Here is a 19,263-nt window from a genome sequence, read left to right on the forward strand (position 1 = left end):
CACGAGGAGGCCGCGCCCACGACTGCTGCGGGGGGGGTGCGCGGGCGAACCCGCGCACCCCTCCGATCTCAGACGGTGCGCGTGCGGCGGCGGACCGCCACCCCTCCCGCGACCAGGAGCATCAGCGCCAGCGCGATCGCGGCGACGGGGAACTCGGCACCGGTCGCGGCGAGCCCGCCCGCGCCCTCGGAGATGCGGATGTCGGCCCAGCCGAGCAGCGCTCCATCGGCGTCGTACACCGCGATCCGATGCGCACCCAGCGCGGCATCGGTCGGGACCGTCACGGTGATCGACCCTGCCGCGGACAGCGTGCCTGTTGCGAGCTGCACCGGGTCTGAGTACATCCACACCGCGATGTCCTCCCCCGCCGCGTCCGCGCCGACGGTGACCGTGACCTTCTGACCGCGGGTGGCGACCGCGGGATCGACCGTCACGCCGTTGCGGTTGCCGTCGACCAGGTCCGTGCCGGGCAGCGGCGGGTTCTCGCCACCGGGGTTCTCCCCGCCGGGGTTCTCGCCACCGGGATTCTCACCGTCGACGCCCGCAAGCGTTCCGGTGCGCAGCGACTCGGAGGCGAAGCCGTCGGCGAACCACCACACCGGACGCTGACCGTCGACCGAGAGCGAGGCCGGCGCGGTCGCGAAGCCCTCGTTGTTGATGTCGGGCATGCCGGCAGGACGCGCGTACTGGACGATGCCCGGCTGGGCGGTGCCGTTGAGGGTGATCTCGGCCGAACGGCCCTGGCAGCCGTCGTCGCAGACGGCCCAGAGCGTGCCGCGCACACTGTCGTAGTCGAGAGCCATCACGCCGGCGAGCCCGGGAGCGACCTCCGAGACCAGCGTCGCCGAGCCGTCGGCGCCGAGCGCGAACGCGTACACATGACCGTTGTCCTCGACCGCGACCAGGAACAGCCCGCCACCGTGGCCGGCATAGTCGGTGGGCTTGTACGCCGCACCGGTGTTGTCGTCGAAGAGCTTTCCGGCGAGCGCGGCATCCGGCACCCACTGCACGGCCTCCATACCGAGGTTCGCGCCGACGGAGGGCAGCAGCGCGGTGAGGTCCCACTCCTGCTGTGCGACGAGGTCGCCGTTCGCCGCCTCGGGGTCGACCTTCAGGACCTTGTTCTGGTTCACGCCCTTGGCGCTGTTGTCACGTTCCGAGGCCACGTACACGAAGCCCTCTCCGTCGACCGTGATGCCCTCGGTGTCCGGGCCTGCGGCACCCGCGTCTGCGGCGTCCTTCTGGAACCGGACCCGCTTGCCCGCATCCCAGCCGTCGACCTTCTCGACCGAGCCGTCGGCATGCGCCTCGAGCTTCCAGATGCGGCCCTCGCCGTTGTCGACCGCCCAGAGGAACGCGCCGTCGGCGGTCTCCTGCACGTCGAGCCCCGAGCTGTCCTCGAGGAACGTCGGGATGCTGTCGAGCACGCGGACCTCGGCCGAACCCGGCCACGGCGAGACGGTGACCTCGCCGGCGCAGACGTTCGCGGCACCCTTCCTGGACTCTGTCGTCGCGGCGAACGCACCCGTCGTGTCGGGGCAGCGCCCCCAGGTGATGGCCGCGTGGCCCTCGCCCCAGCTGGTCTCGTCGACGAGCAGCTCGCCGTCGAACAGTCGCACCGCGTCGCCGCCGCCCAGGCCGAAGCCGAGCTGCTCGCGCTCGATGACGAGGTACTCCCCCGCGCCGATGCGGGTTCCGTCCGGGATCGAATAGGCGTGGGTGTCGTCGTCGTCCTTCACCACGATGCCCGAGACGTCGAGCGCCGCGTCGGTCGGGTTCACCAGCTCCACCCAGTCGTCGGGCGAGCCGCCGTCGGACTCGACCTCGTTGATGCGCACCGGGTTGCCGCAGGCGTTGCGCAATCCCTTGGTCGAGACCGCGACATCGACGAAGTCGCCGGAGCCGTCGGCGCAGCGCGCCAGCACACCCGCGGCGTGAGCGGTGTACACGTGCTCGTCGACGGTGTTGCCGTTCGCATCGCGAACCGTCACGGTGTCGCCGTTGCCCAGACCGAAGACGAAGTTCGCGGGCTGGTCGAACACGAAGTACGCGCCCGGCTGCAGCGTCGTGCCGGCCGGCAGCGGGGTGGTCTCACCCGCGTGACCGGTCGGGTCGTTGTCCATGACGGTCCAGCCGGACAGGTCGACGGCCGTGCTGCCGGTGTTCGTGACCTCGACCCAGTCGGTGGTGTCGCCGTTGGACTCGATCTCGTTGATCACGACGTCGGGCATGACGCACGAGTTGGCGGCTCCGGGGGTCGAGTGCGCGAGAACGAACGCGCCGACGCCGTCCGGGCAGCGTGCGAGCGTGGCGGCGGAGAAGTCTCCGTCGATCGCCGCGTGCCCCTCCCATGGGAGGGTGTCGTCGATCTGCGTTCCCGCCGCGTCGAACAGGCGGATGCGGTCGGCGCTGCCGATGCCGATCGGGTCGCGGAAGGCCGCCTCGCCTCCTCCGACGAGACCGATCGTGCCCTCGTCGACCACAAGGAACTCGCCTGCGCCGATCTGAGTGCCGGCCAGGAACCGCCAGCGGTGATCATCGGAGTTGTCACGGATCTCGTAGCCCGAGATGTCGAGCGCCTCGGTTCCGGGGTTGTAGAACTCGACCCAGTCGGCGGGCTGCGAGTCGACCTCGTTGATCACGATGGATCCCGACACGGGTGCGATCGAGCAGTCGTTCGCCGCGCCAGGGGTCGCTGCCGTGGCATGCGCCCACTCGCCCGTGCCGTCGGCGCAGCGCGCCCACACCGACAGCGGCGCGGTGTTCTCGTAGGCGTAGGAGTCGGCCTCGGCGCCGCTCGGATCGAAGAGCACGACCTCGTCGCCCTTGCCGAGACCGAACGGGAAGTCGACGTCCTTCACTAGCACGAGGAACTCACCGGGGGCGAGAGACGTACCCTCGGGTGCTGCGCCGAAGCTGTCGCGCTTCTCGTCGGCGACCTTCCAGCCCGCGAGATCGACCGTCTCGGCACCCGCGTTGTAGATCTCGATCTGGTCGGGGAGGCCGGTCGCCGCATCGTCGTAGACGATCTCGTTGAGCACGAGACTCGGCGCGGCCGAGACCGTCTCTGCGGGGCGGATGCCGGGATCGGCGCCGATGGCGGCGGCGGGAGTGGCGAGCAGGGCGGCGGCGCTCAGTGCGCACACCGCCGCGACCGCGGCTGCGGATTGCAGGCGGGGCATGGAGGACTCCTGGTGGGCTCGGCCGGCGGGCCCCCAGGCGGGGCCCAACCGGACTCAGTCGGGTACCAGCCCAGACCACCGATCCCGCGTGGCCGCGAAGAATCCCTCCGGTGCACGGAAGGTGAACGGGAGGTGGCGACTTCCCGTTCCCCCTTCCGTTCTCACGTCCTCAGGCGATGCGGGTGCCCGGCGGCAGACGCTTCGCGGGCGTCCGCGTACGCGCCCATGCCCCGGCGAACAGCGAGCCGGCGATGACGATCTGCACGCCGAGTCCCACGAACCAGCTGGGCACAGACGAGTCCATGATCTCCTCCGGCGTGCGGTAGCCGCCGTTCGGGTCGCACTCGTCCCAGCGCTGTTCGAGCGGCGACTGCTGCGCGCTGCGCACGCCGAGCTTGATCTGGCCGAACAGGTCGACCGGGTAGCCCTCGGGCGAGAACTCCGTGGGCGTCGCATCGGCGAGCACGACGAACGGGTTCGCCGACAGCGCCCACCAGACGTAGTCGAACCGCGGCACCTCGTAGGTGGTGCCGACCTCCCAGTCGTCGCAGATGGGGGCGCCGTTCGCGTCGTACGGGCGCGAGTACGTCGTCGCCTCGCTGCGCACGGCCATGCCGCCCAACCCGAAGGCGATGAGCGTGCCGAACACGAGGCCGGCGACCACGAGATACGTCGCCGCGACCGAGAACAGCGGGCGGGCGATGAGTCCGCTCAGGCCGACGCCGATGGCCGCGACCACGATGATCTCGACCGCGAGCACGAGCAGCGAGACCAGCAGCACGAGCGCATCCGCTCCCCCGCCCAGGAGCGACAGGGCGAGGAACGGCACGGCGACGAGCAGGAAGGCCCCGCCGGTCGCGATGGCGGCGAGGAGCTTGCCGAGCATGATGTCGCCGGTCGACGCCGCGGTCACCTGGACCGCGGCGAGGGTCGCGGCATCACGGTCGCCGTTGATCGCGTTGCCGCTGAGTGTCGGCGACACCAGCACGACCAGAAGCAGCACGATGTTGACGACGATCGAGTAGACGCCCGCGCCGACGAAGTCACCCCACGAGTACACGGCGAACGCGAGTCCGGTGACCCCGAGCAGGATGAGCGCGAAGACACCCAGGAGGACGTACCAGCCGACGCTCCGCAGCCGCTGGGTCAGTTCGAGTCGGGCGATGATCCCGATGTTCGCGAGGCTCATGCTCCCGCCTCCGTTCCGGTCGGTGCCGCGGGGGCGGGTGGTGCTGGTGGTGCGGCAGGCGGCGCAGGATGCGGCGGGGCGGAAGCGGCGGCCTGCGGCAGCGGCGCATGCGGCAGGTTGAGGAACGTGTGCTCCAGGTCGCTCTGCGCGGGGGCGAACTCCGCGACCGGCAGGCCCGCCTCGACGAGCCGGCGCAGCGACTGCGCCGCAGCGTCTTCACCGGCGAATCCGACCAGCACCGCACCGCGATCGGTGGCGAGGGAATCCGGCGAGAGACCGAGGTTCGACGCCACCTGCCAGGTGTCGGCGTTCAGACGCTCGGGAGTCGCGCCCGCCAGCCGCACGCGCCATGCGCGCACAGAGGTCTGGATGGGAGCGCCGTCGACCACCGCTCCGGCCACGAGGAAGACGGAGTCATCGACGACCTCTTCCAGCTCCGAGAGGATGTGGCTCGAGATCAGCACCGTGCGCCCCTCGGCGGCCAGACGACGCAGCAGCTCGCGGAGTTGGACCCGCGCCTCGGGGTCGAGTCCGGATGCCGGCTCGTCGAGGAGCAGCACCTGCGGGTCGTGCACGAGCGCGCGCGCAAGGCCGAGCTTCTGCTTCTGCCCTCGCGACAGCACCTTCGCGGGCGAGTCCGCCAACTCCCCGAGCCCGACGAGCGTGAGCAGCTGCTGCGCCCGCGCGGCGGCATCCGGCTTCTCGATGCCGTACAGGCGGGCGGTCGTGACGATGGTCTCCCGCGCGGTGAGCGAAGGCCAGGCGCCGAGTGCGTCGGGCATCCAGCCGAGCAGACGCCGTGCAGCGAGCGGATCGACCGACGGATCGACGCCGCCGATGCTGATCGTCCCGCTGTCCGGGGCGAGAAGTGAGGCGAGCATGAGGAGCAGCGTCGTCTTGCCCGCTCCGTTCGGCCCGACCAGTCCGGTCACGCGGCCCGGCTCGGCTCGCAGGGTGGCCCCTCGCACCGCCTGCACCGTCCCGAACGCTCTACTGACGTCTTGCACCACGATTCCGGTCATGCGGTCAGTCTGGCATCCGGACCGCCGCGCGCCCGGGACCTCGGGGCGGATGCTCAGACACCGAGCCGCACGGGTGACACAATCTCCCCATGCGCACGATCCTCAACATCATCTGGGTCATCCTGGCCGGATGGGCCCTCTTCCTCGGGTACGTCCTGGCCGGCATCCTGCTGTGCATCCCGATCATCACGATCCCGTGGGCGATCGCCTCGTTCCGCATCGCCGCCTACGCGATCTGGCCGTTCGGCCGCGAGGTCATCAGCAAGCCGACGGCCGGCGTCGGCTCTTTCCTCGGCAACGTCCTATGGGTGATCCTCGCCGGCTGGTGGCTCGCGATCGGCCACATCGTCTCCGGCATCCTGCTGTGCATCACGATCATCGGCATCCCGATGGGCATCGCCGACTTCAAGATGGTCCCGGTCTCGCTCATGCCGCTCGGCAAGGAGATCGTCTCCACCCGTCGCGGCGCCTTCGACCGCACCCTCTGACGCGGCCCCTGCCTACACTGGGGCGATGGATGCCGCCCGCCTGATCGCCTGGGATCACGAGCTCCGCTCGGCACACTCCCGTCTGCGCGCGGCACTCGCCGCCACCCGCGAGGCCCTCGAGCAGGGCGAAGCGGCACCGGACCCCACCTCCGAGCTCGTGCTCTACTGCATCGGCTTCTGCACGGCGCTCGATGGCCACCACGGCGCCGAGGATCGCGCGCTCTTCCCCGCGCTGCGCGCGGAGCATCCCGAACTCGGCGGTGTGATCGACAAGCTCATGCAGGACCACTCGATGCTCGCCCACCTCCTCGGCTCGCTGCGCACCGCAGCCGAGCGCGGAGACGATGCGCGCGCGATCGCCGGACACCTCGACGGCATCGCCGCGATCATGGAGTCGCACTTCCGGTTCGAGGAGCGCGAGATCCTCGAACCGCTGCGCGCACTCGCGCTCGACGGCGACGTGAAGACCGTCCTCGGTCCGCTCTGACCCGCGGCGGCCGGAAGGCACCTCCGCTCAGCTGCGGAAGAACGCGACGCCCAGATCGGGGTGGTCCACGAACACGCCGTCGATACCCTGGCGCGCGATGACGCCCCACTCCGACTCGTAGTCCCCGAACGCCGAGCGTCCACCCGAGCCGCGGAACTCCGGCGACAGGAACGCGTTCTCCGGCCGGCACGTCCAGGTGAAGACCTGCAGGCCGCGCGCATGCGCATCGGCGACGATCGTGTTGCCGCGGTCGAGCAGCATCTTCTTGCTGACGCTGATGCCGTCGACACGGCCCACCAGACCGTCGAGCCCCTGCGGAGTGACGGTCGCCTTGTACGTGAGCGCCTGCTTGCCCTCGGCCACCAGCCGGTCGTACGGGCGGCCGGTCGCCTCGATGAGGTAGATGTACGACGCCGCGACGCCGCGCTCGCGCAACTGTCCGAGCACCGTCGACTCGAAGCACTCGATCACCAGAGGCAGCTCTCCGTCGGCCCAGCCCGCGTCCCGCAGCTCGCGCTCGATCAACGGAGCCAGATCGAGGCCGATGCTCGCGAAGTACGTGGCGTGCTTGACCTCGAGCACCACACCGATCTCTCGGCCGTGCTCGACCGAGCCGTCGCGCACGATGTCGAGCACGTCCCGCAGGCGGAGGATGGCCTGCGAGTCGTCGAAGCTCGCGCTCGACACCCGCACCTCGGGCAGGCGCTCGCGTCCGCGCAGAGTCGACAGCTCCGCCCAGGTGAAGTCCTCGGTGAACCAGCCGGTCAGCGCCTGTCCGTCGACGCGCTTGGTCGTCTTGCGGTCGGCGAACTCCGGATGCAGGGCGACGTCGGTCGTGCCCGAGATCTCGTTCTCATGCCGCACGACGAGGACGCCGTCCTTCGTAGCCACGACGTCGGGTTCCACGGCATCCACGCCCATGGCGAGCGCGAGCTCGTAGGAGGAGCGGCTGTGCTCCGGTCGATAGCCGGGCGCACCGCGGTGCCCGATGACGAGGGGTGATTTCCTGGGCACGCTCTCAGCGTAGAACACGCCCGGAGCGCCATCGCCCGAGTATCGTGGAGGAAAGAGACCTACTACCCCCCTTTGGAGTGAGGCCCACCAATGAGCAACTTCGCTTTCAACAACCCTGCTTTCCAGCAGCAGGACCCGCGCAATGTCGCGACCTACCCGGGCGGACCTCAGGCTGCTCAGGGCGCGCAGAACGCCTCGCTCCAGCACGGGGCGATGGATGTCGCGGCCAACGCGCAGCTCGAGGGCATGTACGCCGCGCCGCCTGCCGGTGCGATCGAGACCGACCGGATGTCCGTCGAGGACACCGTCTGGAAGACCGCCGGCCTGTTCGCCATCCTGCTCGTCACCGCCGCCATCGGCTGGGTGTGGACGCTCGGTGGGATCGACGCTCCGCCGTACAACCCCCAGAACCCGGCGCCCGTCAACATGATGCCGTGGATCATCGGCGCGCTCGGCGGCTTCGTGCTCGCGATGGTCATCACCTTCACGTCGCGCAAGAAGGTGCGCCCCGCGCTCATCTTCGGCTACGCCGCGCTCGAGGGCCTCTTCATCGGTGGCATCTCGGCGTTCTTCGAGGTCATCTACCCGGGCATCGTCTTCCAGGCGACGCTCGCGACCGTATCGGTCGTCGGTGTGACCCTGGCGCTCTTCGCGAGCGGAAAGATCCGCGCGTCGAAGAAGGCGACCAAGATCTTCATGATCGCCATGATGGGCTACCTCGTCTTCTCGCTGCTGAACCTGGTCCTCATGTGGACCGGCGTGCTGCCGCAGGACCAGGCGTTCGGCATGCTCAGCGCCACCATCATGGGCATCCCGCTCGGCGTCATCATCGGCGTCCTGGTGGTCATCATGGCCGCGTACTCGCTGGTGCTCGACTTCGACCAGATCCAGCAGGGCGTCCGCAACGGGGCTCCCCGCCAGTACGGCTGGCTCGGCGCCTTCGGCATCATGGTCACGGTCGTGTGGCTCTACGTCGAGATCCTGCGCATCATCGCGATCGTCCGCGGCAACAACTGACGCGAACCGCAGTACGAAAGGCCCGTCTCCCTTGCGGAGGCGGGCCTTTTGGCACATCCGGGGAGGTGCGCGCAAGGGGTTGTCGTGCGGTCTCGAAGAGCGGCAGTGTGGGTGTCACGAAGCCCTGGCACCCCGGGGCTCCCGACACATAGGAGCTGACCATGAGTTTTCTCGGCTTTCTTCTCCTCGGCCTCATCGCCGGGGCCATCGCCAAGCTGATCCTGCCCGGCAAGCAGGGTGGCGGGTGGTTCATCACCCTCCTTCTCGGTGTCGTCGGCGCCCTGCTCGGCGGCTGGCTCGGCAGCTTGATCCTCAACCGTCCGCTGACCGAGTTCTGGGATCTGGGCACCTGGCTCCTCGCCATCGCCGGTTCGATCGTCGTGCTGCTGATCTACGGTCTGATCGCCGGTCGCGGTCAGAAGGTCAACGACTGACGCTTCCCCGAAGTCCCACACGCCCGTCCCCTTCGGCAGCCTCGTGCTTCCCGAAGGGGGCGGGTCATTTCTCTGCCCCGGCGGCCTTCCGCTCGAGCAGCGACCGTTCGCGATCGTTGCCCGCGAGGCCGGCCGCGACGGCGAACTCGCTCCGCGCCTCCTCCTCGCGCCCGAGCCGGCGCAGCAGCTCCCCCCGAGTCGCGGGCAGCAGGTGGTACCCACGCAGCGCTCCCGAGCTCGAGAGCTGATCGATGATGCGCAACGCGGATGCCGGGCCGGTCGCCATCGCGACCGCCGCCGCGCGGTTGAGCTCCACCACCGGCGAGGGGGCTATCCGTCCGAGCGCCTCGTAGAGCAGCACGATGCGGTCCCAGTCCGTGTCGTCGACGGATGCCGCCACGGCATGACACTCGGCGATCGCGGCCTGCAGGCAGTAGGCACCGCGACCGCGACCGAGCGCGTCCGCCGTCGCCAGCGCCGCTCGACCGCGGGTGATGCGCCCGCGATCCCACCGCCCACGGTCTTGATCGGCGAGCAGCACCGGGTCGCCGTTCCGGTCCACGCGCGCGGCGAACCGCGCCGCGGTGAGCTCCATCAGCGCCAGCAGGCCGTGCACCTCGGGCTCGCGCGGCATCAGCGCCGCGAGCACCCGGCCCAGACGGATGGCCTCGTCGCTGAGCTCGGGCCGCATCCACTCGGGCCCGCTGCTCGCCGCATGCGCCTCGTTGAAGATCAGGTACAGCACGCCGAGGATGGCACTCAGACGCGCGGCATGTTCCTCGCGGGGCGGCACCTCGAAGGGTGCGTTCGCCGCCGCGAGCGTCTTCTTCGCCCGCACGATCCGCTGCTGCACGGTCGCGGTCGGCACGAGAAAGGCGCGGGCGATCTCCTCGCTCGACAAACCGCCGACCACCCGCAGCGTCAGGGCGACCTGCGCCTCCTTCGACAGCACCGGGTGGCAGGCGATGAAGATCAGACGCAGCACGTCGTCGTCGACGGCATCCGGGTCCCACAGCATGTCCGGCGACTCGGCCTGCTCCCGCTCCAGGTCGTGGGCGAGAGCGGCGACTCGGGCATCCAGGCGCTCCGCGCGGCGCCACCCGTCGATCGCCTTGCGCTTCGCGACCGCCGTGAGCCAGGCCCCCGCGTTGCGCGGCACCCCCTCGACCGGCCACTGCCGGAGCGCATCGACCAGCGCCTCCTGGGCGAGGTCCTCCGCGAGCCCGAAGTCGCCGACCATGCGGGTGAGCGCCCCCACGATGCGCGCGGACTCGATGCGCCACACCGCGGCGACCGCACGCTCCGCCGACCCGTCCTCGGGGGCGGAGCACGCCGTCTCGTCGTTCGCGGATCCGTCCATCACTGCTGGGCGCGCTGTGCCGCTTCCTCGCGCCAGCCGGCTTCCTTCTCGATCCACTCGTTGTCGGCCGGGAAGTCCTCCACACCGGTGACACGACGCACTTCGAGGAACGATCCGGCGCCGAGGGGTGCGCGGCTCGCCCATTCGGCGGCTTCCTCGCGCGACGAGACCTCGACGATCCAGAACCCGTTGAACAGCTCTTTGGTCTCGCCGTAGGGGCCGTCGGTGATGAGCGGCTTCTCGGCGCTGAAGTCGACGACGAATCCCTCGGCGGCGTCGGTCAGGCCCTCGCCCGCGACCAGCACGCCGGCCTTGATCATCGACTCGTTGTACTTGCCCATGGCCTCGATGACCTGCTCGAAGGGCATCTCCTTGTATGCCTCGACGGCGGTGTCGTCTGCGCGCATGATGAGCATGAACTTCATGATGTTCTCCTTGTTCGAAGGGCCGTCTCTCGACCCTCTCACTTCAGACGTCGAACGGGAACGGCCCGGATCGACATCGTCGGCAGAAGTCTTCGAGATTTCTTTTGCAGTCGCGCATGGGTCCGTCGTCGAGCCGGATCCGGCGCGACGGAGAACGGGGTATCAGCGACGCGGCGGGGCTGCGACCGCGGTCGCGATGACGGCGGTGAGGGCGTCGAGCGAGCGCTGCGGGCTCCAGGCAGCGGCGACCGTCGGCGCCTCAGCGCTCAGCGCGGCGAGTCGATCGGGGTCGGTGAGCAACGCGCGGATCGCGTCTCCCAGCGCCTCGATGTCGCCGTCCGGGACCAGCACTCCCCCGCCGGCGCCGAGGACGTCGCGGATGCCGTAGCGCACGTCGTACGACACCACGGGCGTGCCGTGGAGGAGCGATTCGACAACACCGAGCGGCTGCCCCTCGAACGCCGTCGACGTGACGAGGAGCGATGCGCGATCGAGGACGGTGCCGGGGGTCTGCGTGTAGCCGGCGAGGACGACACGGTCCCCCGCCGCGAGTTCCTCGATCAGCGCCTGCAGTCGTCCCTGCTCGGGGCCACCACCCCAGATCTCCATCCGGGTGCCCGGCACGTCGGCCGCGAGGAACGCGCGGATCGCCTGGTCGACGCGCTTCCCGGGTGCGAGGCGTCCGAGCATGATCACGAGGCCGTCCTCGCGCAGGTCGTCGCGGGCCTCCACCGGAGCGATGGGATTCGGCACCACGACGTGCGACGCCGCGTCCCCGAACCGGGCCACCACATCGTCACGCTGGGTGACGGTCGGCCAGACGACCGCGTCGAAGCGGTCGGCGAGACGGAACCAGCGGGTCCAGAGCGTGTTCATGGTCGCGTCCGGCGTGTACGGCGCCTCGACGTGCATGGTGTGAATGGTGTGGACGATGCGCACGCGCGGGTCATCCCAGTCCGCGATGAGCTCTCCCAGCTGGCGCGACTCGCAGATCACGATGATGCGACGTTCGCCGAACGCGGCCGTCACGTGGTCGAGCCAGGCCCGGTACAGCCCGCGGAAACCGTGCAGGGCGCCGACGACCTCGCCCGCCGCGTCGTACACGAGTACCGGTTCCTCGGTGAGGTGCCAGTCCGGGTTGCCCGGGATCACCGGGAGCGCCGCGAACGGTCGCCCCTCGGCGTCCGTCAGCACGCGGTACTCGACGTCGGGATCGGGGGTCACCGCGGTGTCGGCGGCAGCGCGCAGCCAGCCTGCCGCTCCGCCATCCGGCTGTACCGCCTCGTCGAAGAGGTTGCGCATCCGCGACGCGTCGAGAAGCGAGCCCTGCTCGACGAACGTCCCGCGGTGCGCGGCATGGTCCGCCGCGGTACCCGGGTCGAACGTGAGCAGCTGCGGGCCGGAGCCGTCGGCGACACCTGCGCCCGCCAGCTGACGGGCGCGCGCGAGCGTCGCGATCGTGTACCCGCCGTCCAGGCCCGGGATCAGCCGGCTGGACAGCACCAGGTACTCGGCGTCGGGCAGAGCCGGCGCCGCATCGGGGAGCATGGTGCTCCCTACTCCCACTCGATCGTCCCCGGCGGCTTCGACGTGACGTCGAGCACGACGCGGTTGACGTCGCGCACCCCGTTCGTGATGCGGTTCGAGATCTTCGACAGCACGTCGTACGGCAGACGCGTCCAGTCGGCCGTCATGGCGTCTTCACTCGACACGGGCCGCAGCACGATCGGGTGGCCGTAGGTGCGACCGTCGCCCTGCACGCCCACCGAGCGCACGTCGGCGAGGAGTACGACCGGGCACTGCCAGATCTCCTGGTCGAGACCGGCCTTCGTCAGCTCTTCGCGGGCGATGGCGTCGGCCTCACGCAGAATCTCGAGGCGGTCAGCGGTGACCTCACCGATGATCCGGATGCCGAGGCCGGGCCCCGGAAACGGCTGACGTCCGACGATCGCCTCGGGGATGCCGAGCTCGCGGCCGATGGCACGGACCTCGTCCTTGAACAGGGCGCGCAGCGGCTCGATCAGCTCGAAGTCGAGGTCGTCGGGAAGGCCGCCCACGTTGTGGTGCGACTTGATGTTCGCGGTTCCCGCACCACCACCGGACTCGACGACGTCGGGGTAGAGCGTGCCCTGCACGAGGAACTTGACCGGAGCGCCACCGGAGGCCTTGGCCTCGGCGACGAGGTCGAGCTGCACCTTCTCGAACGCGCGGATGAACTCGCGGCCGATGATCTTGCGCTTCTCCTCGGGGTCGGTCACACCCTCGAGGTGACCGAGGAAGGTCTCCGCCGCGTCGACCGTGATCAGACGCACACCGGTGGACTCGACGTAGTCGTTCTCGACCTGCTCGCGCTCGCCCTTGCGGAGGAGGCCGTGGTCGACGAAGACGGCGGTCAGCTGGTCGCCGATCGCCTTGTGCACGAGTGCCGTGGAGACCGCGGAGTCGACGCCGCCGGAGAGAGCGGAGATGACGCGGGCGTCGCCCACCTGCTCGCGGATGCGCTCGATCTGCTCGGCGATCACGTTGCCGCTGTTCCAGTCGGACGCGAGACCCGCGCCCTTGTGCAGGAAGTTCTCGATCACGCGCTGACCGTGGTCGGAATGCTTGACCTCGGGGTGCCACTGCACGCCGTAAAAGCCGCGCTCCTCGTTCGAGAACGCCGCGACCTTGGTCGCATCCGTCGTCGCGAGCACGTCGAAGCCTTCGGGGGCCTTCGCCACCTGGTCGCCGTGGCTCATCCAGACGTTCTGCTCCGCCGGCTGGCCGCCGAGCAGTGTGCCGCCGTCGCCCGAGATCACGGCATCCGTCGCGCCGTACTCACGGAGTCCGGTGTGCGCGACCTCGCCGCCGAGCGTCTGGGCCATGTACTGGAATCCGTAGCAGATGCCGAGCGTCGGGACGCCGAGGTCGAAGACCGCCGGGTCGAGCTTCGGAGCGCCCTCCTCGTACACCGACGAGGGGCCGCCGGAGAGGATGATCGCGACCGGGTTCTTGGCGGCGATCTCTTCGGCCGTGGCGGTGTGCGGCACGATCTCGCTGTACACACCCGCTTCGCGGACTCGACGGGCGATCAGCTGCGCGTACTGCGCGCCGAAGTCGACGACGAGCGCAGGACGCTGCTGGGTCTCGGACTGTTCGGTCAACGGACACCTTCCGGGGCGGGGGTGGAGGCCTCGGCGGCCTCTCGGGTGGCGAGATAGGTCTTGACCTCACGGGCGACGACCGCCTCCATGAAGAACGACAGCAGCGGGATGACGCCACCGAGCGCGAGGAGGATGAAGCGCGGGAAGCGCCAGCGCATCAGGCTCCACATGCGGAAGCACGCGAACAGGTAGACGACGTAGAACCAGCCGTGCGCCACCAGGATGAACAGCGAGAGGTTGAACCCGTCGCCCAGCGAGGTCATCTCGCAGGAGTTGGTCATCGGGGCGAACAGCGACCACCACTGGCAGTCGGGTCCGGCGAGCACGCCGGCGAACCACAGCGGTCCTCCGGAGCCTCCCAGGAAGAGCTCGAGGTGGATCGGCGTGTACTTCAGCACCATCTCGGTCAACAGCAGGAGCAGCATGACTCCTGTGATGATCGACGCGATCTGGTAGAACTTCAGCGCACCGCGGATCGCCGGAAAGCTGGCGACTTTCGGTTCGGGCATGCGTCCAGTCTAGCCGCCGGGATTCGCCGCTCGATCCCGCGCGATCGGCCTCACGACGCCGGGGGCCGCGACGCGCTCCCCTACCCCGCGCCCGCACAACTTCGGAGAGAGGCGACGACGAAGGCCGCCAGGATTGCTCCCGGCGGCCTCCGCCTGTGTCATCCGACTAGCGGATCAGAACCGCTCTTCCCCGATCAGAACCACCGGGTGAGCAGTTCCCAGAGCCAGTCGAGGATCGCGCCGATGATGCCGCCGGCGCGGTTGACGGTGACCGTGGCGGTCGCCGCGTCCCCGTCGGCCTGAGAAGCGGCGACGGTGTACTTGCCCGACGGCGCGCTCTTCGGCACGGTGACCTGGGTGCTGAACGTACCGTCAGCCCCCACCTGGACCGTGCCGACCTGGACGGGCTTGCCCTTCTTCGGACGCAGCTCGATGTTCACCGTCTCACCGGGCACGTAGCCTTCACCGGTCACCTTGAGGTTCTTGCCCGCCGTCACCTTGGACGACCCGAGGGCGATCGTGCCGGCGAACTCCTCCTCACCGGCGATCGTGAACGGCACCTGCACCGTCGTCCCGGTTCCGGCGACCGCGACAGTGAGCGACTGCTCGCCGAAGACGCCCGAGGGAACAGTGAAGGTGAGGCTGGCGCGCCCACCCTCATCGGTGGTGTCGACGACTGCGGGGTCGACGGCTCCGGTGGCGAGCACCGTGTCGCCCAGCGAGAGCGTCACATCGCCCGGCGCCGGCTCGCCCGCGCTGAAGGCCAGCGAGGAGAGCGACACCGTCACCTGGTCGCCGGCGCTGTAGCCGTCGGCATCCGCCGCGCTGACGGCGACACCGACCGCGCGCTGAGCCTGGTCGGGGCTCGCGGTCTTGTTCGCGTCGAACCAGTCGACCATCGACTGCAGGTCGATCTTGCCGGTGTCGCGCTTGCCCGCGCCCTCCTTGAAGGTGAAGAAGTTGTCTCCACCCGCAGCGAGGAACGAGTTGGCGGCGACCGTGTAGTTCGCTGCCGGGTCGACCGGCGTGCCGTTGAGCGTGATCGACGTGATCCGCGAGCCCTGCGCCGCGGTGGGGTCGTAGGTGTAGACCAGCCCCTCCGAGACTCCGAGCTTCAGGAACGGACGCGCCGAACCCGCCGGTTGCCACTGCTCCTCGAGCACGCCCTTCAGCTGCGTGCCGGTGAGCGTCAGCGTCACCAGCGTGTTGGCGAACGGCTGTACCGTCGCCGCCTCGCGATAGGTGACGTTGCCGTTCGGGTCGTTCGCGTTGGACGAGGCGTAGGTGAGGTTCGCGCGGATGCCCCCAGGGTTCATGAGTGCCAGGTCGGCGCCCGTGGACCACTGCTGCACATCGGCGACGAAGTTGCCGATGGTGGACTCGCCACCGCGGTTCTCCGTCTTGCCGTCGCTCTGGCGTGCGCGGTTGAAGTCGGCCGTGATGTCGCCGACCTTGATCGCGCCCAGCACGTCGGCCTCGGCCTTGGCCTGGTCGACGATCGCCTGCACCTCGGGCACCGCCGGGTACAGCGGCTTGCCGGCAGCGGTGAGGGGCTTGATCTCGTTGGTGATCGAGATCAAGTCCTTCGTCTTCGGGTCGACCTTGATGTTCATCAGGCCCAGGTTCTCGCCGTACTGCCCCGCCGAGACGACCGGGCGGCCGTCGATCACGTGGTTGTACGCGAGGTGGGTGTGTGCCGACACGATCGCGTCCACGTCGTCGTCGACACCGTAGACGATCTCGCCAAGGGGCGAATCCGGGGTGATGCTCGACAGCTCGACGCTGGAGGCGCCCTCGTGCACGAGCAGGATGACGACATCCGCCTCACCGTTGGACTCGTCACCGTCGCGCAGATCGTCGGCCACCGCATTCACGGAGTCGGCGATGCTGCGGACCTCGAGGTCCTTGATGCCCTCGGGCGAGACGAGCGAGTCGAGGTCTTCGGTGACGGCACCGACGAAGCCGACCTTCACGCCGTCGAGCTCCTTCACCCAGGCCGGTGCGAGCGCAGGCTCGCCGGTCTCGGTGACGAACACGTTCGACGAGATGTACTCCCAGTCCGCACGTTCCTGCACGCGGTCGCGCAGGTCTTCCCAGCCCTGGTCGAACTCGTGGTTGCCCGCAGCGCTGACATCGAGACCGGCCGCGTTCAGCGCGTCGATCGTCGGGTTGTCATCGTTGATGAACGAGGTGAACGTCGAAGCCCCGATCAGGTCGCCGGCACCGGCGAAGATCGTGTTCGGGTTCTCGTCGCGGAACTGCTTCACGGCTCCCGCGAGGACGGCGGCACCGGCGGCAGCACCGTCGGCCTCGATCCGTCCATGGAAGTCGTTGACCGTGACGACGTCGATGCTCACCGGCGGGATCTCCGAGGAGACGCCGACGATGATCGGGTCATGGTCGCTGGACCGGTAGGGCGTGCCCTCGTCGGTGGCGCCGTACGCGTAGCCGCGGTCGCTCCACTCCGGCGAGTTGATGCCCCACACGCCTGCGCTTGTGATCGACGAGGCGAGCGACGGCGACGCGATCACGTGGTCGAGCGAACCGAGTTCACCGTCGAACGTGTACGTGTACTGGCCATCGGTCTTGTCGGCGACGAGGTCGCTCCACCCGTTCGACGTGAACACGTTGATCGGGTCTTCCTTGCCGTAGGCGTTGAAGTCGCCGATCAGCAGCATGTCACTGCTGCCGGTGGTCTCCTCGAGGTCGGCAGTGAAGGCGAGGATCGCATTCGCCTGCTTCACGCGGTCGGCGTTGAAGAAGCCCTGACCGTCGGCCGGCTCCGCGCCCGCCCCCTCGGGCGGCGACTTCGACTTCAGGTGATTCGCCACCACCGTGACGACGCGACCGTCGATGTCGAACGCCTGCGCGATCGGCTCGCGGGCGTTGCCCCACACGGTCTCGTCGGTCACCGTGGCGCTGTCGCCCACCGTCTCGACGGCGTCTTTCTTGTAGATGATCGCGTTGGTGATGAAGTCGGTCGTCGCCGCATCGTTCAGCGCGGCGGGCGTGGGAACGTAGCCCCACACATCGCTGCCGGCGTCGGCGTTGAGGCCCGCGACCAGGTCTTTGAGGGCCGCGTCGACGGGCTTTCCGAGCTTGACCGAGTTCTCGATCTCCATGAGGGAGACGATCTCGGCGTCGAGTCCGTTGATCGCCGCGACGATCTTGGACTTCTGGATCGCGAACTGCGCCGCGTTCGCGGCCCCGCGGGCGTTGGAGTTCTCGCTCTTGAGCGTCGTGAAGTAGTTGTAGACGTTGAAGGACGCGACCTGCACGTCGCCGCCCACCTCGGGCGCGGATGCGGTGCGCGGGTTCGTCGCCTCGAAGCCGACCTTGAGGTCGGCGGACGAGGAGTCGTCGATCGGCACGACGGGCTGCAGACGCCAGTCGTTGAAGCCCCACTGCAGCACGTAACCGTTGTCGCCGAAGTCGACCGTGTCGCCGTTGCGGACGACGGCATCCTTCGTGAAGTACGGCTGCTCGCCCGGGTGTCCGCTGTTGGACACCTGGATGGACCAGCCGTCGTCGAGCAGGATGCGGTTGGCACGGTTGGCCGCGGCGATCGCCGCCGCCTCGTCGCCGGGACGAGTGGTCTCGGTGCTCTTCACCGCGAGGTCTGCTCCGGCGTTCAGCCACAGCGTGCCGAAGTTGAAGAGCTGGTGGCTGGAGGCGAGACGGTAGCTGCCCTCGGGAGCCACATACATGTTCTCGTACTGCTCGCGGTCGGCACCCTGCACCGTGGCGGGCAGCGGCGTGACGGCGGGAACGCCGACGCCGGCGGTCAGCACCCCGATGTCGGCTGCTGCGGCCGGGTTGAGCTGTGTCTGCCCGAAGTACTCGCTCACGGAGCCGGTGACCGAGACGAGGTCGCCGATCTCGAGGCTCGGTGCCAGTGCGTTCAGGAAGACGAACACGCCGTCGGAGGCACCGGGCGTCGCGTCCGTCGCACCGCCGGAGCCCTGCGTCTGGATGACGATGCCCTTGTAGCCGCCGGTGCGGTAGTCGGCCGTGACGACGCCCTCGACCTGCACGGTCTTGCCGCTCAGCGGAGAGACGTCGGTCGTGCCCTGCACCTCGGCGATCGTCGCCTTGGTCGGCTCGCCACCCGGGTCCGTGCCCGGGTCGGTGTCGCCGGAGTTCTGCGGGGTGATCGTGGCCGAGAGTGTGAAGTCGGCGCTGTTGTCGTCGGTGTCGACGCCGTCGGTGCGGTTCAGCGACTTCACGTCGGTGTTGCCGGCGGGCGGGGTAGCCGCCTTGGCCTCGAACGTGTTGGAGGTGCCGTAGCCGAGCAGGTCGACCACGCCGTCGACGCCCACGACCGAACCGGGAGTGAGAGTCACCGCCGCCGTGCCCTCGACGAGCGCCAGCGTTCCTGTGGTGCCGCTCGGGGTCAGTGTGCTCGTGGCGTCCGGAGCGGGCAGTTCGGCGCCGTTCGCGCCGTTGCTGTTGCCCTGCACGAGGTAGTGACCGCCGGCCGGGATCACGCCGGTGAGCGCGGCGACGCCGTTGGCGGCGCCCGTGCCGGTGCCGGACCGGTACTGCAGCGACATGCCGTCGAGGGTGATCGGCGCCGAGGTCGGGTTGTAGAGCTCGACGAACTTGTTCTTGAACGCCGCCCCTGCGCTGCCGCCGGAGAGGTACGCCTCGTTGATCACCACCCCCGTGCCGGTGGTGTCGGCTGTGGCGGGCACAGCGGCCAGCGAGCCGAGGCTCAGCGCGGCGACGCAGGTCACGGCGAGAGCGCCGATGCGCCCCCGACTTCTACGGTGCGAGACGGAACCCATGCGGTTCTCGTCGTCTGGAGCGGACATCATCGGTGCTGTCTCCTCGGTCGGGTTCGACACTTCTCAGGACTGACGCTGCACACAGGGGAAACTCCCAGCATGCTCACATGGTGCGAGCATACGTAGCGGTCCGGACATCCTCAACGGAGTTTTCCGATTCGACATCCAGCGCTCACCGGATGGCCTCGACGACCCCTGACGAAGGT

At 69.3% G+C, this 19,263-nt stretch carries 14 protein-coding genes; 4 read left to right on the forward strand and 10 right to left on the reverse strand.

Going from position 1 to position 19,263, the window contains the following annotated elements; genetic code table 11:
- Window positions 1–68: 68 nt before the first annotated feature.
- From HCX50_RS13945 to HCX50_RS13955, 3 genes are all read right to left on the reverse strand, one after another.
- Window positions 69–3,182 (reverse strand): lamin tail domain-containing protein, encoded by a 3,114-nt coding sequence (locus HCX50_RS13945; RefSeq protein WP_167634789.1) that lies wholly within the window; start codon window positions 3,180–3,182, stop codon window positions 69–71.
- Window positions 3,183–3,351: 169 nt separating this feature from the next.
- Window positions 3,352–4,371: an ABC transporter permease gene (locus HCX50_RS13950; RefSeq protein WP_091034902.1), complete on the reverse strand. Its 1,020-nt coding sequence runs from the start codon at window positions 4,369–4,371 to the stop codon at window positions 3,352–3,354.
- On the reverse strand, window positions 4,368–5,393 hold the full coding sequence (locus HCX50_RS13955; RefSeq protein ID WP_167634790.1) for an ABC transporter ATP-binding protein: 1,026 nt from the start codon (window positions 5,391–5,393) through the stop codon (window positions 4,368–4,370). The genes HCX50_RS13950 and HCX50_RS13955 overlap by 4 nt, the downstream gene beginning before the upstream one ends.
- 89 nt (window positions 5,394–5,482) lie before the next feature.
- Between HCX50_RS13955 and HCX50_RS13960 the strand changes: the two genes are divergently transcribed.
- Together HCX50_RS13960 and HCX50_RS13965 are read left to right on the forward strand one after the other, a co-directional pair.
- Window positions 5,483–5,881: a YccF domain-containing protein gene (locus HCX50_RS13960; protein ID WP_046748802.1), complete on the forward strand. Its 399-nt coding sequence runs from the start codon at window positions 5,483–5,485 to the stop codon at window positions 5,879–5,881.
- Between the two features lie 25 nt (window positions 5,882–5,906).
- Window positions 5,907–6,368, forward strand: coding sequence for a hemerythrin domain-containing protein (locus HCX50_RS13965; protein ID WP_091034907.1), 462 nt, complete (start codon window positions 5,907–5,909; stop codon window positions 6,366–6,368).
- A gap of 27 nt (window positions 6,369–6,395) precedes the next feature.
- On the opposite strand, the gene HCX50_RS13970 is transcribed toward HCX50_RS13965, so the two are convergent.
- Window positions 6,396–7,382, reverse strand: a complete 987-nt coding sequence (locus tag HCX50_RS13970) for a glycerophosphodiester phosphodiesterase family protein (protein ID WP_167634791.1) — start codon at window positions 7,380–7,382, stop codon at window positions 6,396–6,398.
- A gap of 90 nt (window positions 7,383–7,472) precedes the next feature.
- On the opposite strand from HCX50_RS13970, the gene HCX50_RS13975 reads away from it, so the two are divergent.
- Both HCX50_RS13975 and HCX50_RS13980 read left to right on the forward strand, forming a co-directional pair.
- Window positions 7,473–8,399 carry a Bax inhibitor-1/YccA family protein gene (locus HCX50_RS13975; protein ID WP_091034910.1) on the forward strand — a complete coding sequence of 309 codons (927 nt, stop codon included), beginning with the start codon at window positions 7,473–7,475 and terminating at the stop codon, window positions 8,397–8,399.
- Between the two features lie 161 nt (window positions 8,400–8,560).
- On the forward strand, window positions 8,561–8,833 hold the full coding sequence (locus HCX50_RS13980) for a GlsB/YeaQ/YmgE family stress response membrane protein (RefSeq protein WP_028502343.1): 273 nt from the start codon (window positions 8,561–8,563) through the stop codon (window positions 8,831–8,833).
- A gap of 64 nt (window positions 8,834–8,897) precedes the next feature.
- Here HCX50_RS13980 and HCX50_RS13985 read toward each other — a convergent pair whose 3' ends face one another.
- The 6 genes from HCX50_RS13985 to HCX50_RS14010 form a co-directional block, all read right to left on the reverse strand.
- Window positions 8,898–10,193 (reverse strand): RNA polymerase sigma factor, encoded by a 1,296-nt coding sequence (locus HCX50_RS13985; protein ID WP_167634792.1) that lies wholly within the window; start codon window positions 10,191–10,193, stop codon window positions 8,898–8,900.
- Window positions 10,193–10,618 carry a YciI family protein gene (locus HCX50_RS13990; RefSeq protein WP_091034915.1) on the reverse strand — a complete coding sequence of 142 codons (426 nt, stop codon included), beginning with the start codon at window positions 10,616–10,618 and terminating at the stop codon, window positions 10,193–10,195. The genes HCX50_RS13985 and HCX50_RS13990 overlap by 1 nt, the downstream gene beginning before the upstream one ends.
- 162 nt (window positions 10,619–10,780) lie before the next feature.
- Complete coding sequence (locus HCX50_RS13995) at window positions 10,781–12,166, reverse strand: glycosyltransferase (RefSeq protein ID WP_167634793.1); 1,386 nt, start codon at window positions 12,164–12,166, stop codon at window positions 10,781–10,783.
- Between the two features lie 8 nt (window positions 12,167–12,174).
- Window positions 12,175–13,761: a glutamine-hydrolyzing GMP synthase gene (gene guaA, locus HCX50_RS14000; RefSeq protein ID WP_167634794.1), complete on the reverse strand. Its 1,587-nt coding sequence runs from the start codon at window positions 13,759–13,761 to the stop codon at window positions 12,175–12,177.
- Window positions 13,758–14,270 carry a DUF3817 domain-containing protein gene (locus HCX50_RS14005; RefSeq protein WP_029262271.1) on the reverse strand — a complete coding sequence of 171 codons (513 nt, stop codon included), beginning with the start codon at window positions 14,268–14,270 and terminating at the stop codon, window positions 13,758–13,760. The genes guaA and HCX50_RS14005 overlap by 4 nt, the downstream gene beginning before the upstream one ends.
- A 194-nt stretch (window positions 14,271–14,464) precedes the next feature.
- The gene (locus tag HCX50_RS14010; protein WP_167634795.1) at window positions 14,465–19,087 is read right to left on the reverse strand and encodes an ExeM/NucH family extracellular endonuclease; all 4,623 of its coding nucleotides are present in this window, start codon (window positions 19,085–19,087) and stop codon (window positions 14,465–14,467) included.
- Between the last annotated feature and the right edge of the window lie 176 nt (window positions 19,088–19,263).

Source organism: Microbacterium sp. B19(2022) (genome assembly GCF_012030385.1).
Classification (GTDB): Bacteria; Actinomycetota; Actinomycetes; order Actinomycetales; family Microbacteriaceae; genus Microbacterium; species Microbacterium oxydans_B.

Coding starts and splice junctions, on each gene's coding strand:
- HCX50_RS13975 (WP_091034910.1), top strand. CDS start 7,473: ATGAGCAACTTCGCTTTCAACAACCCTGCTTTCCAGCAGCAGGACCCG.
- HCX50_RS13965 (WP_091034907.1), top strand. CDS start 5,907: ATGGATGCCGCCCGCCTGATCGCCTGGGATCACGAGCTCCGCTCGGCA.
- HCX50_RS13960 (WP_046748802.1), top strand. CDS start 5,483: ATGCGCACGATCCTCAACATCATCTGGGTCATCCTGGCCGGATGGGCC.
- HCX50_RS13950 (WP_091034902.1), bottom strand. CDS start 4,371: ATGAGCCTCGCGAACATCGGGATCATCGCCCGACTCGAACTGACCCAG.
- HCX50_RS13995 (WP_167634793.1), bottom strand. CDS start 12,166: ATGCTCCCCGATGCGGCGCCGGCTCTGCCCGACGCCGAGTACCTGGTG.
- HCX50_RS14005 (WP_029262271.1), bottom strand. CDS start 14,270: ATGCCCGAACCGAAAGTCGCCAGCTTTCCGGCGATCCGCGGTGCGCTG.
- HCX50_RS14010 (WP_167634795.1), bottom strand. CDS start 19,087: ATGATGTCCGCTCCAGACGACGAGAACCGCATGGGTTCCGTCTCGCAC.
- HCX50_RS13980 (WP_028502343.1), top strand. CDS start 8,561: ATGAGTTTTCTCGGCTTTCTTCTCCTCGGCCTCATCGCCGGGGCCATC.
- HCX50_RS13990 (WP_091034915.1), bottom strand. CDS start 10,618: ATGAAGTTCATGCTCATCATGCGCGCAGACGACACCGCCGTCGAGGCA.
- HCX50_RS13945 (WP_167634789.1), bottom strand. CDS start 3,182: ATGCCCCGCCTGCAATCCGCAGCCGCGGTCGCGGCGGTGTGCGCACTG.
- HCX50_RS13985 (WP_167634792.1), bottom strand. CDS start 10,193: ATGGACGGATCCGCGAACGACGAGACGGCGTGCTCCGCCCCCGAGGAC.
- HCX50_RS13955 (WP_167634790.1), bottom strand. CDS start 5,393: ATGACCGGAATCGTGGTGCAAGACGTCAGTAGAGCGTTCGGGACGGTG.